Consider the following 14,940-nt stretch of genomic DNA (forward strand, 5'->3'; position numbering starts at 1 on the left):
GTGACCGAGATGAGGGTGGTCCTCGCCGGTGGGGGGACGGCCGGGCACATCGAGCCCGCGTTGGCCCTTGCGGACGCGCTGCGCCATCTTGACCGGAGCGTCGGCATCACCTGCGTGGGCACGGAGCGCGGCCTGGAGTCGCGGCTCGTGCCCGCCAGGGGCTACGAGCTGGAGCTGGTGCCGGCCGTGCCGCTGCCAAGGGCGATCACTCCGAGCCTGCTCACCGTGCCGGGCAGGCTCGCCGGGGCGATCAACGCCACGGCCGCCATACTCGACCGGGTCCAGGCCGACGTCCTGGTCGGCTTCGGCGGCTACGTGGCCACGCCCGCCTATCTGGCGGCCAAGCGGCGCGGCCTGCCGATCGTGGTCCACGAGGCCAACCCGCGTCCCGGCCTGGCCAACCGGCTGGGCGCCCGGCTGACCGACCACGTCTTCAGCGGGTTCCCCGAGACCACGCTGCCCAAGGCCGAATACATCGGCACGCCGCTGCGCCGCGACATCGTCACGCTCGACCGGCTGTCCACGGGCGACAAGGCGCGCTCGTGGTTCGGGCTGGAGAACGACCGGCCGACGCTGCTGGTGTTCGGCGGCTCGCAGGGCTCCAGGTCGATCAACCACGCCGCGCTCGCCGCCGCGCCCGTGCTGCGCAGGGCCGGGGTGCAGGTGCTCCACGTCATCGGCCCGAAGAACACCGTCGAGCACGAGCCGCCGCCTGGCGACCCGCAATACGTGCTGCTGCCCTACATCGACCGCATGGACCTCGCCTACGCCGCCGCCGACGTGGCCCTGTGCCGTAGCGGGGCGCTGACCTGCGCCGAGCTGACCGCGGTCGGGCTGCCCGGCGCCTACGTCCCGCTCCCGTACGGCAACGGCGAGCAGCGCATCAACGCCGAGCGCATCGTCCGCGGCGGCGGCGGCCTGGTGGCCGACGACGCCGAGCTGTCACCCGAATGGATCATCCACAACGTGCTGCCCATCCTCCGCGACCCCGAGCGGGTCGTCGCCATGTCGGAGGCCGCCTCCAGACTGGGGAGGAAGGACGCCGATATCATGCTTGCCAGGAAAGTGTTGGAGATAGCCCGATGAGTCTCGTCAAGCTGGTCGATCCCGTCACCGTAGAAGAGCTGGGGCGGGTGCACTTCATCGGCGTGGGCGGCGCCGGCATGTCGGGCATCGCCCGCATCCTGCTCAAGCGCGGCGTACGGGTGACCGGCAGCGACGCCCGCAGCTCCGAGCTGATCACCGAGCTGCGCGAGCTGGGCGCGACCGTGCACATCGGCCACGCCGCCTCCCACATCAGAGACGTCGACACCGTGGTCGTCTCGACCGCGATCCGCGACTCCAACCCCGAGCTGGGCGAGGCGCTCAAGCAGGGGCTGCGGATCATCCCGCGGGCCGCCGCCCTCGCCTCCGTGATGGCCGGGCGCACCGCGGTCGCCATCGCCGGCACCCACGGCAAGACCACGACCACGTCCATGCTGACCGTGGCGCTGCAGAAGTGCGGCGCCGACCCGTCCTACTGCGTGGGCGGCCAGCTCGTCACCACCGGGCTGGGCGCCGACGACGGACAGGGGCAGGTGTTCGTGGCGGAGGCCGACGAGAGCGACGGCTCCTTCCTCATGCTCGCCCCCGACATCGCCGTGGTGACCAACGTCGAGGCCGACCACCTCGACAACTACGGCGACCCGCGGGCCGTCCACGACAGCTTCGCCAGGTTCGCCGACCGGATCGGCTCGCTGCTCATCGCGTGCGCCGACGACCCGGGCGCGGCCGAGGCGGCCCGCCGGGCGGCCGAGCGCGGGCTGCGGGTCAAGACCTACGGCGTGACCGGCGACGACTACCGGATCTCCGGCGTCAGGCCCGACGGGTTCGGCACGGTGTTCACCGTCGAGGGCAGGGGCGAGGTGCGCCTGGCCGTTCCCGGGGCCCACAACGCGCTCAACGCCACCGCGGTGATCGCCGTGGCCGACGAGCTGGGGCTGCCGTTCGAGGAGATCAGGCAGGGGCTGGGCGCCTTCACCGGGGCCAAGCGGCGCTTCGAGGCCAAGGGCGAGGCGGGCGGCATCGCGGTGTTCGACAGCTACGCCCACCACCCGACCGAGCTGGCCGCCGATCTGCGGGCCGCGCGCGACGTGGTGGCCTCCTACTCCGGCACGGGCCGGGTCATCGCGATCTTCCAGCCCCACCTCTACTCGCGCACCCGGTACTTCGCCGACGAGTTCGGCGCGGCGCTCGGGCTGGCCGACGAGGCCATCGTGCTCGACGTCTACGGGGCCCGCGAGGATCCCGAGCCGGGGGTGTCCGGCGCGATGGTGGCCGAGCGGGTGCCGCTGCTGCCCGAGCGGGTGGCGTACGCGCCCGACCGGTCCTCGGTGCCCGGGCTGGTGGCCGAGCGGGCCAGGCCCGGCGACATCGTCCTCACCATGGGCGCGGGTGACGTGACCGAGCTCGGGCCGCAGATCGTCGCGCGCCTGTCCTGAACCGCGTGCTGAGGGGGCCCTCAGCGCTGATGCGGGTTGGGCGTGGCGCGCGGTGTCAGGCCGTGCGTCGGCGTAGGTTCGGTGCCGACATGGGCGCATGCTGGTGGGAGGGCGATGAAGGCGCGCACGGCTTTCCTGGTGCTGCTGACGGCCGGGGTGGTGGGCACCGCCGCGTGGCTGGTGTTCTTCTCGCCCGTGCTGGGCGTGCGTTCGATAGAGATCGTGGGAAATCTCACAGTGCCGAGCGAGCGCATCAAGCAGCAGGCCGGCGTGCCCGACCTCCATCCCCTCGCCACCGTCAACCTCGCCGACGTGCAGAGCCGCGTCCTGACCATCAGACAGCTCGCCGGCGCCAAGGTGGACCGGGTCTGGCCCGGCACGCTCAAGATCGAGGTCGTCGAGCGCGAACCGGTCGCCGCCGTCCAGACGGGCGACAAGTTCGCGATCGTCGACGGCCAGGGCGTGGTGATCGAGGTCAAGAACGCGGTGCCGCCCATGCTGCCGTTGCTCAAGGTCGATCGCCCGGCCCAGGGCGACCCGGTCATGACGGCGGCGCTCAAGGTCGTGCGGTCCGTGCCGGACGAGGTGGCGGCCAAGGTCAGGCAGGTCCGCGCGGGCACGGCCGAGGGGGTGACCCTGATCCTCTCCGACGGCCGTACCGTCATCTGGGGCGGCACCGACCGGCCCGAGGAGAAGGGCCGCATCCTGGTCGCGCTGCTCAGACGGGAGAGAGCGGTCACCCTGTACGACGTCAGCTCACCCGACGTGGTGACCCTGAAGTGATCGTGATCGTCAGGGTCTGGCAACCGAGGGGCAACGGCATCGCCGAGCCTGTGCGAGGCGGGGGTCGCGGCGTGAGAGCCTGTAAGCCGGACTTTCGGCAGTGGAGGCCCGCGACCAGGCGTGACTGCGGAGCGAAACGGACAGCCCGCGACACGCCGGACGTGCTTGCGGCGCGGTTAGTTGACCCGCCTGGAGCGTAACTCCTACTGTCCGTATCAATCCTCAGGTTGACATAAATCTAAATCTCAACCTGAGGTCGAGAGTTACCCGAACTAACAAAAAGCGGAGATGATCCGCACCGAAATGGCAAGTCAACGAGCGGAAAGGCCCCTCGTCGTGGCAGCACCGCAGAACTACCTCGCGGTCATCAAGGTCGTCGGCATCGGCGGCGGCGGAGTCAACGCCGTCAACCGGATGATCGAAGAGGGACTCAAGGGCGTCGAGTTCATCGCCATAAACACCGACGCCCAGGCGCTGCTGATGAGTGACGCCGATGTGAAACTCGACGTGGGCCGTGAGCTCACGCGCGGGCTTGGCGCGGGCGCCAACCCCGATGTCGGCCGCAAGGCGGCCGAGGACCACCGTGAGGAGATCGAGGAGGTCCTCAAGGGGGCCGACATGGTCTTCGTCACGGCCGGTGAGGGCGGTGGCACGGGCACCGGCGGCGCGCCCGTCGTGGCCAACATCGCCAGATCGCTCGGCGCGCTCACCATCGGTGTCGTGACCAGGCCCTTCAGCTTCGAAGGACGGCGCAGGGCCTCGCAGGCCGAGGCGGGCATCGAGACCCTGCGCGACGAGGTCGACACCCTCATCGTGATCCCCAACGACCGCCTGTTGTCGATCTCCGACCGCCAGGTGAGCGTGCTCGACGCGTTCAAGGCGGCCGACCAGGTGCTGCTGTCGGGTGTCCAGGGCATCACCGACCTGATCACCACTCCCGGTCTGATCAACCTCGACTTCGCCGACGTCAAGTCGGTCATGTCGGGCGCGGGCTCCGCCCTCATGGGCATCGGCCACGCGCGCGGCGACGACCGTTCGGTGGCGGCGGCCGAGATGGCGGTCTCCAGCCCGCTGCTGGAGGCCAGCATCGACGGCGCCCACGGCGTACTGCTGTCGATCGCGGGCGGCTCCGACCTCGGCCTGTTCGAGATCAACGAGGCGGCCCAGCTCGTCTCCATGGCCGCCGCGCCCGACGCCAACATCATCTTCGGCACGGTCATCGACGACGCCCTAGGCGACGAGGTGCGGGTGACGGTGATCGCGGCCGGCTTCGACGACGTGCCCGGGCCGGCGGAGAAGCAGGTGCCGCGCCCGGCCGGGCGCCCGGCCGCCGCACAGCCCGCCGCGCCGCCTCCGTCGTCTCCTGTGCGGCCGAGCGTGGCGTCCCCGAGTGTGAAGTCCGAGCCGCCCGCGTTGCGGCCTGAGCCGCGCGCTGAGGTGCGTCCTGAGCCCGTCAGGCCCGAGCCTCGCTCCGACTTCCGCGCCGAGCCGCGTCCTGAGCCGCGTACGGACTTCAGGCCCGAGCCCCGGGCGGAGTTCAGGCCCGAGCCGCGGGTCGAGCCGCGCCCCGAGCCCGTGCGCCCGGTCGAGCCCGCGCAGGCGGCCGAGGCTGTCGCCGACGAGCCGGCGGACGAGCCGTCGGGCCCCGTCTCGATCCCCCGGCCCACGCCCGAGCCCGCCAACCCGCCCACGCCCATCACCTCCCGCATGTCGGAGCCGCCCAAACGTCCTCGGGTGATCTTCGAGGAGCAGGAAGAGGAACTCGACGTTCCCGACTTCCTCAAATAGCCGTCCTCGAATAGCAGTCCTCAAGTAGCAGTCGTCGAATAGCAGCCGGAAACCGCACATCGCCTGACGCCGCTCCCCGCAGGGACACGGGAGCGGCGCCGTCGTGTGCGGGCCAGGCGAGGCGGATTGTGCGGGGCTGTTGTGCGGGGCGGATTTGCGGCGGATTTGCGGGCTGGTTGTGCGGGGCGTACGAGGAACGCGAGGGGAGAAGGCACGTGAGAAGGGACGAGATCGCGTCCGGTCTCGCCGAGGTGGACGCGCGCATCGCGGCGGCCTGCCGCGCCGTGGGCCGCGACCGGGGCGAGGTCACGCTGATCGCCGTCACCAAGACGCGTCCGGCCGAGGACGTGCGCATCCTGTCCGAGCTGGGCGTGCGCGACGTCGGCGAGAACCGCGACCAGGAGGCCGCGGTCAAAGCTCGCGAGCTGGCCGGGCTGCCGCTCACCTGGCACTTCGTCGGCCAGTTGCAGACCAACAAGGTCCGCTCCGTGGTCGGGTACGCCGACGTGATCCACTCCGTCGACCGGCTCAGGCTGCTGGAGACGATCAGCAAGGAGGCCGTGCGCCAGGGCCGCTCGGTCGGGTGCCTGCTGCAGGTGGCGCTCGACGACGACCCGGCCAGGGGCGGCGCCCGTCCCGCCGACCTGCTCCCGCTCGCCGACGAGGTGGCCCTGGCCGACGGGGTTTGGCTGGGCGGCGTCATGGCGGTCGCCCCGCTGGGCGAGGAGCCGGCCAGGGCGTTCGAGAAGCTCAGGGACCTGGCCACGCGCCTGCAGGAGCAGCACCCCCGGGCCACGATGATCTCGGCCGGCATGAGCGAGGACCTCGCGCAGGCCGTCGCGTACGGCGCGACACACGTGCGCGTCGGTACGGCGTTGCTCGGTCGTCGCAAGCCCTTCGTCAGGTAATGTCCCCTCAAGTGGGTCTTCAAGCCCGCGACCAGATAGAGGTCGATCTAGCGGTGAGCTCCAGGGGGCACGCCTACCGCCCCGGACCCGGCGACGGGCCCAGGGGAAGTGCGACCATGAGCAGGAGGACGACGTAGCGATGGCCGGCGCGATGCGCAAGATGGCGGTCTACCTCGGTCTCGTGGAGGACGACCGCTACGAGAGATATGAGACCTACACCGACGACTACGCCTACGACGACGAGGTGCAGCGTACCGGTGAGGAACGGCCCGTGGCGGTCCAGGACCGCGACGACGAGCCCGAGGCCGGGGTGCCCGCCCCCAGGCCCACCACGACGATCCTGGAACGCCGCACGACCGATCTGGCCCGCATCACGACCCTGCACCCCAGGACGTACAACGAGGCGCGGACGATCGGCGAGCACTTCCGCGACGGCACCCCCGTCATCATGAATCTGACCGAGATGGTTGACAGCGACGCCAAGCGGCTCGTTGATTTCGCGGCAGGTCTCGTCTTTGGCCTACATGGCAGCATTGAACGTGTTACCAACAAGGTGTTCCTGTTGTCCCCTGCCAATGTCGAGGTGACCGCCGAGGACAAGGCCCGAATCGCGGAACGCGGATTCTTCAACCAGAGTTAGAGTCTCTGTATGCCTATCGGACCCAACCCGGTCTCACCGAGGCCGGGCGGGCACATCAGAAGTGGAGGCGCGGCCGGGCCGTGGATGTCGTCGGTGGGATCTTGGTCGTTGTCCTGTCCCTCTATCTGGTGCTGCTCATCGGCAGAATGATCTTTGAGACGGTTCAGGCTTTCGCCCGGCAGTGGCGGCCTTCCGGCGTTGTACTGGTGCTGGCAGAGGCCACATACACCGCCACGGACCCGCCCCTCAAGTTCCTCCGCCGTTTCATTCCTCCGCTCCGGTTGGGTACGGTGGCCTTTGACCTAAGCTTCACTGTCCTGTTCATCGTGGTGCTGATCTTGATCCAGATCGCCGGAACGCTGCGATGAGCCGGGCCCGTGCGGCGCTCGGTCGTGATCCAACTCGTGTCCGCGCTGAGGTGATTCGGGTAACCGTCCTCCGGACAGACTCCAAGCGCGCCAAGGAGACCAAAAAATGCCGCTGACGCCCGCTGATGTGCGGAACAAGCAGTTCAGTACCACCCGGTTGCGACCGGGCTACGACGAGGAGGAGGTCGACGCCTTCCTCGACGAGGTGGAGGCTGAACTCGACCGCCTGATCCAAGAGAACGAGGAGCTCCGCGCCAAGCTGGCCGAGTGCCTGCGCGGGAAGGTGCCGGGCGGCATGAACATGCCCATGGCCTCCGCCCCGGTCCAGGAGCAGCCCAAGCCCGAGATGATGGCGCCGCCGCAGCCGGAGCCCATGCGGGCCCCCGAGCCGCCGCCGGTGCAGCAGCAGCCGGTCCCCGTGGCCATGAACATGCCTCCCGCCGAGGACAACATGGACACCGCGGCCCGCGTTCTCGCGCTCGCCCAGCAGACCGCCGACCAGGCGATCGCCGACGCCCGCCGGGAGGCGGACGAGACGGTCACCCGCGCCCGCCGCGAGGCCGACGAGATCCTCACCAAGGCCCGCCGCCAGGCCGAGCAGGTCATCGGCGACGCCCGTGCCCGCGCCGAGACGCTCGAGCGCGACGCGCAGGAGCGCCACCGCCAGGCGATGGGCTCGCTCGTGCAGACGCGCGACGAGCTCGAGCGCAAGGTTGAGGAGCTGCGCAGCTTCGAACGCGAATACCGCAGCCGGCTCAAGCTCTACCTGGAGAACCAGCTCGCCGAGCTCAACGTCTCCGCGGAGGGCAGCGGCGGCTTCCCGGTCATGTCCGGCGGCCCGCAGGGCCAGGCTCCCGCCATGTCGCACGCCGTGCCTCAGGGTGGCCAGCAGCCTCTGCCCGGTGGCCAGAGCCCGTTCGGCGGAGAGGCTCCGCAGGGTGCCTTCCCCGGCGGTGACGGTCCCCACAACGACCGCCGGTAAAGTAGCGGGTCACTAGGACCTGTCACTCGAAAGAGCCCTCTGTGATCCTTATCAGTGCTGGTTTGGTGCTCGCGGCAGTGGTTCTGCTGATCGCGGGCTTCGTACTGGCGAAGCCGTTCCTGATCATGTGGTCCATCGTGGTCAGCGTGCTGTCCGCGCTGTTCCTGGTGATCGGGGCGTTCCTACGGCGTAACGAGCTTTTTCCCGGAGGTGGGCAGGCCGCTGCGCCGGCCACCCCCCCGAAGGGGCTCATGCCGCCGGCTCCGCCGTACAACCAGGCCGGTCCCATGGCTCACCAGCCACCCATGCGGCCCCAGCCGCACCCCCGACCGCATCCGCAGGCGCCGCAGCGGACCGCCACGGTCCCCGCGCCCGCCATGCGCCGCCCCACCGGGGGCGGCGTCGCGCCGGACGCGATCGTGCTGGTGATCCCGGGACGCAAGCGCTACCACGTATCCGGCTGCAGGCAGCTGACCGGCCGGGATCACGAGGAGCTCACCTACGAGGAGGCACGCGAGGAGGGCTTCACGCCCTGCACGGCGTGCCTGCCGGACGCAGCGCTCGGCGGACGGCAGCTGCCGCCTGCCGCCGACCCCGAGCCCGTCGTCGCCCCCGGTTCCGCCCCCGGCAAGTCCGCCCCCGTCAAGGACATCGCGGCGAGCCGGGCCGAAAACTCCGCGGAGACCCGCGACCTCCGTCCGCCGGTCACCCCGCCGAAGCCCGACACGAAGGCTTCCACCCCCGACCCGGAGCCTGCCGCCGCCCACGAGGATGGCGCCCCCGGGTGGTTCGGCCGTCCGACGGCCGACAGCACCGACACTTCCTCCGCCGCCCCCGAGCCCGGCTCGGACGCAGAGCAGGCGGAGACCTCATACTTCCGGCCGCCCCCGTTCGTCAAGAGAGGCGAGGGAGCGTCCGGGCAGCGAGCCGAAGGCGCGTCCGGGCAGCGAGCCGAAGGGGCACCGGGGCCGGGCAAGGCCGGAGCAGGCAAGCCCTCTTCAGGGCCGCGCCCCACCGACTCGTCTTCGAGCCGCCCGTCTTCCAGCACGTCCCCCTCGGGCAGGCCGTCTTCCGGCACCCCCGGATCCGGGAAGCCCGGCTCGGGCGCGACTCCGGCCGCTGGTGCAAGTGCGCCCGGTACGCCCGCCTCCGGTAGGCCCTCCACCGGCGACACCTCACCCGGTGACAGCGGGCCTTCGAGCAAGCCGCAGACCGGGGCCGGCAAGCCTGGACAGCCCGCCACGGGCGGTACGCAGCGGCCAGGCTCGTCCCCGGAGCCGTCCGGCGCCAGACCCGGCCAGGCAGCCACGAAGCCCGGCCAGCCCACCGCCAAGCCGGGCCGACCCGGCACCACGCCGACCCACCCGGATGAAGCCGACGCCAAGGGCGGCCAGGCGAGCACGACGCCCGGCCAGCCCGGCAGCAAGGGCGGCCAGTCGGGCACGCCGGGCCAGTCCGGGGGCAAGGGCGGTCAGCCGGGCACGGTGCCGGGCCAGTCCGCCGGCAAGCCCGGTCAGCCGGGTACCACGCCTGGGCAGTCCGGAGGCAAGCCCGGTCAGTCCGCAGGCAAGACAGGGCAGACCAGGGACGCGCATGACCAGGATGACGACGGCCCAGGACCCGCAACGGCGCCGCAGCCCCGCGTGACCGTGTCGCCGACGTCAGGGCGTACCGGAAGTACGGGAAGTACGGGAGGAACCACCGGAGCCGGCGCCAAGCCGTCCCAGCGTCCTTCTGGCTCTTCCAGCCCTTCTGAGCAGTCGCTGTCGCCGTCGCAGGGGGAGACCCTGATCCTGCACGAGCGGCCAGCCTCCTCGTCCGAGTCACAGGCCAAGCCCAAGGGCCCGCTGCCTCCAGGCACGCCGGCTCGACCGCAGGGCGCCGCACCCGCCGCCGGCCCGGGAAAGACAGAGGGCGGCGGCGACCCCAAGGCCGGCCCCAAGACGGCGACCGGCAGGGGAGAGACACCGCGAGGTGACGGCGGCCCCGCGACCAAGGGCGACACTCCCGCCACCAAGGGCGGGCCCTCCGCAGGCACACCCCGACCGTCCGCTTCCGACGCCTCCACGAAAACCCCGGCGTCCGGCACCAAGGACGAGCCGGCTCCAGGGGTCGGCAAGCCCACCGCCGGCTCCGGCGGAAGCGAGCGCCAGGGAGTCGTGAAGGTCATCATCGGCACCCGCCGCTACCACAGCACCGCCTGCCCCCTGGTCAGGGGCGCAGGCGAGACCGGCGTCGAGACGATGACCCTCGCCGCCGCCGAAGCAGCCGGCCTGACCAGCTGCTCGGTGTGCCAGCACGACCGCCAGACCGTCTCCTGAAACAGCATCCCCGCACCCACGCCTCAACCACCGCTCCGACCCGCACCGGGTCCGGCAACCTCACCAGGACGCCGACCGCGGTGCTCCTGTCGCGGCCGTCCAGCTGGGGCTGGGTGTCGGCTGCCGTCATGGTGGGCTGCACGTCGGCCTAGCGCCGCCACCGACCGGAGAACCGCCGTCCCCAGCGCTGAGGCGATGATGCCCCGCAGATGGATGCCTAGATGGAGGAAGCGCAGCGCCGCCATGCGCCCCTTGGCCGACCCCGCCGAGACACGATCGTCGCGGAGCAGGAAGGCGTTGATGTCGGCCCCTGTCAGGGTCTGAGGCGCGAAGACGTCCTCGATCGCCGCCTGCTCACGAAGGAACCGGCGGGCGGCCTTCTCGTAGCTCAGCACCGTAGCCGGAGCCGAGCCCCGCTCTCGCACCATCCAGGAGCGGTGCTGCTCCAACAGTGTCTCCAGCGGCGTGGCCGATGCCGGCTTCGCCAGGAACCCCGTCCATGCTGTCGGGTATCAATCAACCGCCGGTGCGATGGAATGGGCGTATGGGTATCCGATCTCCCCGTATGCCGCCGCGTGCGGATATCGTCTCTGCCGCCGCAGCCCGGGCACGCCGGTGTCGCGCTGGCGGGGGCGGCCGGCTGGCTGCTGGCGTTCTTGGTCAGCCCGGAGGCATGGCGGCTGGCCGGGGAGAGCGCTCCGCTGAGCGCGGACGAGCGGGCTCGTTCCCAGACACCAGATACCGGCGCAACGCCTCTCGCCCACCGGGAACGAAAGGCCATCGATCCACGACCTCCCGCAGTTCGAGTTCCGTAAGCCAGGCATTCCACGCGATCTCGGACGCGTCTGGCACCAACGGCTGGCTGATCACGGCCTCATGCACCCCGAACCAGACAGGGCCGACCCCGTCCAGGCACAGAAACTTGAACATGAAACGCACCGGGACGTCGGCGCCCAGCTCCTCGGCCAGCTCGCGAGCCGCCGCGTCCTCATACGACTCGCCCACGTTCACGGCACCGCCGACCATCACGTCATAGTGGCCGGGAAAACGAGCGTGCTGCTCCGCTCGGCGCAGCACCAGGATCCGCCCGATCGGATCGCGGCAGATCGTGGTCGCGATCCGATGCATCCAGCGCCGACGCTCCGCCTCCGCCCGATCCACGACTCCCAGCACGCGGTCCCGTTCATCCACCCGCTCGACCAGCTCACCCATGCGGGACACGATGGCAGGCGCCACCGACAACCCGCTCCACGAGCACGCCGAGCCGGTGGTCCGCGTCATATGATCCGCGGAATCGCATCACGAGCCGAAGCACGATGAGCTCTGCCTGACCCCGCTGCGACGGCTGATGGGGTGAGGTGTCACCGCCGGGATTCACAGCGGGGAAAGCGAGAGGGGCGCCCTGTGACAGGGCGCCCCTCTCGGTGAAGCGGGGTCAGGCGCGGCGGAGCTGGAAGGTCAGGCCCAGGTCCTCGTCCACGTGTGACGGAAGGCCGGCCTCGGTGCCCTCCGTGAAGGTCGTGGCCAGGACCTCCTCTGTCACCACCTGCCCCTGCGTGCGCAGCGCGGCCGCCAGGTCGGGGGAGGTGGCGGTCCACCACAGGTCGATGCGGTCCGTGATCGACAAACCGGTCGACTTGCGGGCTTCCTGGACCAGGCGGATGACCTCGCGCAGCAGGCCCGCGCGGCGCAGCTCGTCGTCGAGCTCCAGGTCCAGGGCCACGGTCTCGCCGGTGCCGGTGCCGATGGCGCCCGTCTCCACGGCCCAGCCCGAGCGGGGCTGCTCGTTGACGATCACCTCGTCGGGGCCGAGCATGATCTCGCCCAGGGAGTCCGCCTCCACCATGACCGTGGCGCCCGAGCGCAGGGCGCGGGCCACGCGGGTCGGGTCGGCGGCGGCCATCGCGGCGGCCACGAGCTTGGTCTGGGAGCCGAAGCGCTTGCCCAGGGCCCGGAAGTTGGGCTTGACCGTGTAGGACACGAGGTCGGCGCTGAAGCCGGACATGTCCTCCATGGCCTGGACGTTGAGCTCGTCGGCGACCAGGCCGCGCAGCTCGGCGGGCAGCGCCGGCCAGCCGTGCGCCCCCACCAGGGCGCGCCGCAGCGGCTGGCGGGTCTTGACGCCCGAGGAGGCGCGGGCCGAGCGGCCCAGCTCCACCAGGCGGCGCACCAGGGCCATCTGGTCCGACAGCGCCGGGTCGAGCAGGTCCTCGCGCACCTGCGGCCAGGAGGTCAGGTGCACCGAGGACGGGGCACCCGGGGTGCGCAGGACGTCCCAGAGGTGGTCGGTGACGAACGGCGTGATGGGCGCCATCAGCCTGAGGACCGTCTCCAGGCACTCGTACAGGGTCGCGAAGGCGTCCTGCGAGCCCTGCCAGAACCGGCGGCGCGAGCGGCGTACGTACCAGTTGGACAGGTCGTCGAGGAAGTCGGCCAGGCGGCGGCCGGCCCGCTGGGTGTCGTATTCGTCGAGCGCCGCCGTGACCTCGGCGACCGTGCGGTGCAGCTCGGCCAGCGCCCAGCGGTCGAGCAGCGGGCGCTCGGCCGGGGCGGTGGCCTCGGCCAGCGACTCGGGCGTCCACGACTCGGCGTTGGCGTAGAGGGTGAAGAACGAGGAGGTGTTCCAGAGCGTCAGCAGGACCTTGCGGACGATCTCCTCCAGCGTGTTGTGCCCCACCCTGCGGGCCGACCAGGGCGAGCCGGAGCAGGCCATGAACCAGCGCAGCGCGTCGGCGCCGTGCTGGTCCATCAGCGGGATCGGCTCCAGGATGTTACCCAGGTGCTTGCTCATCTTGCGGCCGTCCTCGGCCAGGATGAGGCCGAGGCAGAGCACGTTCTCGTAGGAGGACTGGCCGAAGACGAGCGTGCCGACGGCCATCAGCGAGTAGAACCAGCCGCGCGTCTGGTCGGTGGCCTCGCAGATGAACTGCGCCGGGTAGAGGCCCTCGGGCTTGCCGCGCTCGCCCCACTGGGCGAAGGGCATGGAGCCGGAGTCGTACCAGGCGTCGATGACGTCGGGCACGCGCCTGGCCTCGGCGCCGCACGAGGGGCAGCCGAAGGTGACGTCGTCGACGTACGGGCGGTGCGGGTCGAGCGCCGAGACGTCGTGGCCCGCGAGCGTGCTCAGCTCCTCCAGCGACCCGACGCACGTCACGTGGGACTCGTCCTGCGAGCACACCCACAACGGCAGCGGCGTGCCCCAGTAGCGCGAGCGCGACAGCGACCAGTCGACGTTGTTGCGCAGCCACTCGCCGAAGCGGCCCCACTTGATCGTGTCGGGGTACCAGTTGGTGCCGGCGTTCTCGGCCAGCATCTGGTCCTTGACCGCGGTGGTGCGGATGTACCAGGACGGGAGCGCGTAGTAGAGCAGCGGCGTGTGGCAGCGCCAGCAGTGGGGGTAGCTGTGCTCGAAGTGGCCGCCGCGGAACAGCAGCCCGCGCGCCCGCAGGTCCTCGGTCAGCTCCTCGTCGGCGTCCTTGAAGAACCGGCCGCCGACCATGGGCACGTCGTCGAGGAAACGGCCGTCGGGGCCGATCGGGTTGACCACGGGCATGTCGTAACGCTTGATGACGGCCAGGTCGTCGGCGCCGAAGGCGGGCGCCTGGTGCACCAGGCCGGTGCCGTCCTCGACGGTGACGTAGTCGCCGAGCACCACGTAGTGGGCGCCGGGGATGTCGACCAGGTCGAACGGGCGCGTGTAGGTGGTGTGCTCCAGGTCGCGGCCGGTGTGGCGGGACAGCTCGGTCACGTCGTCGCCGAGCACCGACAGCAGCGGCTCGGCCACGACCAGCACCTCGCCGTCGGCCGTGCGGGCGGCCACGTAGGTGACGTCGGGGTGGACGGCGACGGCCGTGTTGGAGACCAGCGTCCACGGCGTGGTCGTCCAGACCAGCAGCGCCGCGCCCAGCTCGGCCAGCGGGCCCGAGGTCACGGGCATGCGGACGTAGACCGACGGGCTGGAGACGGTCTCGTAGCCGCCGGGCTGGCCCAGCTCGTGGTCGGACAGCCCGGTGCCGCAGCGCGGGCAGTAGGGGGTGATCCGGAAGTCGCGGAACAGCAGCCCCTTGTCGAAGACGACCTTCAGCGACCACCACACGGACTCGATGTAGGACGGGTCCATCGTCCGGTAGGCCTGCGACAGGTCGATCCAGTAACCCATCCGCTCGGTCATCTGCTCGAACGCGTCCACGTGCCGCAGCACCGACTCGCGGCACTTGGCGTTGAACTCGGCGATGCCGTACGTCTCGATGTCCTTCTTGCCGGACAGGCCCAGCTCGCGCTCGACGCCGACCTCGACCGGCAGGCCATGGCAGTCCCAGCCGGCCTTACGCGGAACGCTGAATCCGCGCATGGACTTGTAGCGGGGGAAGAGGTCCTTGAACACGCGGGCCTCGACGTGGTGGACGCCGGGCAGGCCGTTGGCGGTGGGCGGGCCCTCGTAGAAGACCCAGGAGGGGTTGCCGGCGTTCTGCTCCACCGAACGCTCGAAGATCTTCCCGTCCCTCCACCGGTCGAGGACCTCGCGCTCGAGCGCGGGCAGGTCGACCTGCGCGGAAAGAGAGCGGAAATACGGAGAAGACATCTCGGGCGGGACCTCCACGCTTGATCGGCCGGCAGGGCTGTTGCGTGAAGGGACGAAGCCGGACGGCTCCGCGGTACCACCCTTCTTG

Annotated in this window: 11 protein-coding genes; 9 read left to right on the forward strand and 2 right to left on the reverse strand. The window is 71.0% G+C overall.

From position 1 onward, the window contains the following. Window positions 1-9 precede the first annotated feature (9 nt). The 9 genes from murG to AB0C27_RS33650 all read left to right on the forward strand — a co-directional run bounded on the left by murG (window position 10) and on the right by AB0C27_RS33650 (window position 10,270). The gene (gene murG, locus AB0C27_RS33610; protein ID WP_357852270.1) at window positions 10-1,086 is read left to right on the forward strand and encodes an undecaprenyldiphospho-muramoylpentapeptide beta-N-acetylglucosaminyltransferase; all 1,077 of its coding nucleotides are present in this window, start codon (window positions 10-12) and stop codon (window positions 1,084-1,086) included. Further along, a complete protein-coding gene (gene murC, locus AB0C27_RS33615; RefSeq protein ID WP_357852273.1) occupies window positions 1,083-2,480 on the forward strand; it encodes a UDP-N-acetylmuramate--L-alanine ligase in 1,398 nt (465 codons plus the stop codon). The genes murG and murC overlap by 4 nt, the downstream gene beginning before the upstream one ends. Before the next feature lie 114 nt (window positions 2,481-2,594). Further along, the gene (locus AB0C27_RS33620) at window positions 2,595-3,263 is read left to right on the forward strand and encodes an FtsQ-type POTRA domain-containing protein (protein WP_357852275.1); all 669 of its coding nucleotides are present in this window, start codon (window positions 2,595-2,597) and stop codon (window positions 3,261-3,263) included. 336 nt (window positions 3,264-3,599) lie between these two features. Next, entirely contained in the window at window positions 3,600-5,051 is a 1,452-nt protein-coding gene (gene ftsZ, locus AB0C27_RS33625; protein WP_357852278.1) for a cell division protein FtsZ, read from the forward strand. A gap of 215 nt (window positions 5,052-5,266) precedes the next feature. Next, the gene (locus AB0C27_RS33630) at window positions 5,267-5,959 is read left to right on the forward strand and encodes a YggS family pyridoxal phosphate-dependent enzyme (protein WP_357852281.1); all 693 of its coding nucleotides are present in this window, start codon (window positions 5,267-5,269) and stop codon (window positions 5,957-5,959) included. 139 nt (window positions 5,960-6,098) lie between these two features. Further along, the gene (sepF, locus tag AB0C27_RS33635) at window positions 6,099-6,599 is read left to right on the forward strand and encodes a cell division protein SepF (RefSeq protein ID WP_357852284.1); all 501 of its coding nucleotides are present in this window, start codon (window positions 6,099-6,101) and stop codon (window positions 6,597-6,599) included. An 80-nt stretch (window positions 6,600-6,679) separates the two neighbouring features. Continuing rightward, a complete protein-coding gene (locus AB0C27_RS33640) occupies window positions 6,680-6,967 on the forward strand; it encodes a YggT family protein (RefSeq protein WP_106244610.1) in 288 nt (95 codons plus the stop codon). 106 nt (window positions 6,968-7,073) lie between these two features. Further along, on the forward strand, window positions 7,074-7,949 hold the full coding sequence (locus tag AB0C27_RS33645) for a DivIVA domain-containing protein (RefSeq protein ID WP_357852287.1): 876 nt from the start codon (window positions 7,074-7,076) through the stop codon (window positions 7,947-7,949). A 77-nt stretch (window positions 7,950-8,026) separates the two neighbouring features. Next, window positions 8,027-10,270: a hypothetical protein gene (locus AB0C27_RS33650; protein ID WP_357852290.1), complete on the forward strand. Its 2,244-nt coding sequence runs from the start codon at window positions 8,027-8,029 to the stop codon at window positions 10,268-10,270. 660 nt (window positions 10,271-10,930) lie between these two features. Here the strand turns inward: AB0C27_RS33650 and AB0C27_RS33655 are convergent. After that, entirely contained in the window at window positions 10,931-11,482 is a 552-nt protein-coding gene (locus AB0C27_RS33655; RefSeq protein WP_357852293.1) for an NUDIX domain-containing protein, read from the reverse strand. 223 nt (window positions 11,483-11,705) lie between these two features. Then, entirely contained in the window at window positions 11,706-14,852 is a 3,147-nt protein-coding gene (ileS, locus tag AB0C27_RS33660) for an isoleucine--tRNA ligase (protein ID WP_357852296.1), read from the reverse strand. Window positions 14,853-14,940: the final 88 nt, after the last annotated feature.

Source organism: Nonomuraea sp. NPDC048882 (genome assembly GCF_040649755.1).
In the GTDB taxonomy this organism is placed as follows: domain Bacteria; phylum Actinomycetota; class Actinomycetes; order Streptosporangiales; family Streptosporangiaceae; genus Nonomuraea; species Nonomuraea maheshkhaliensis.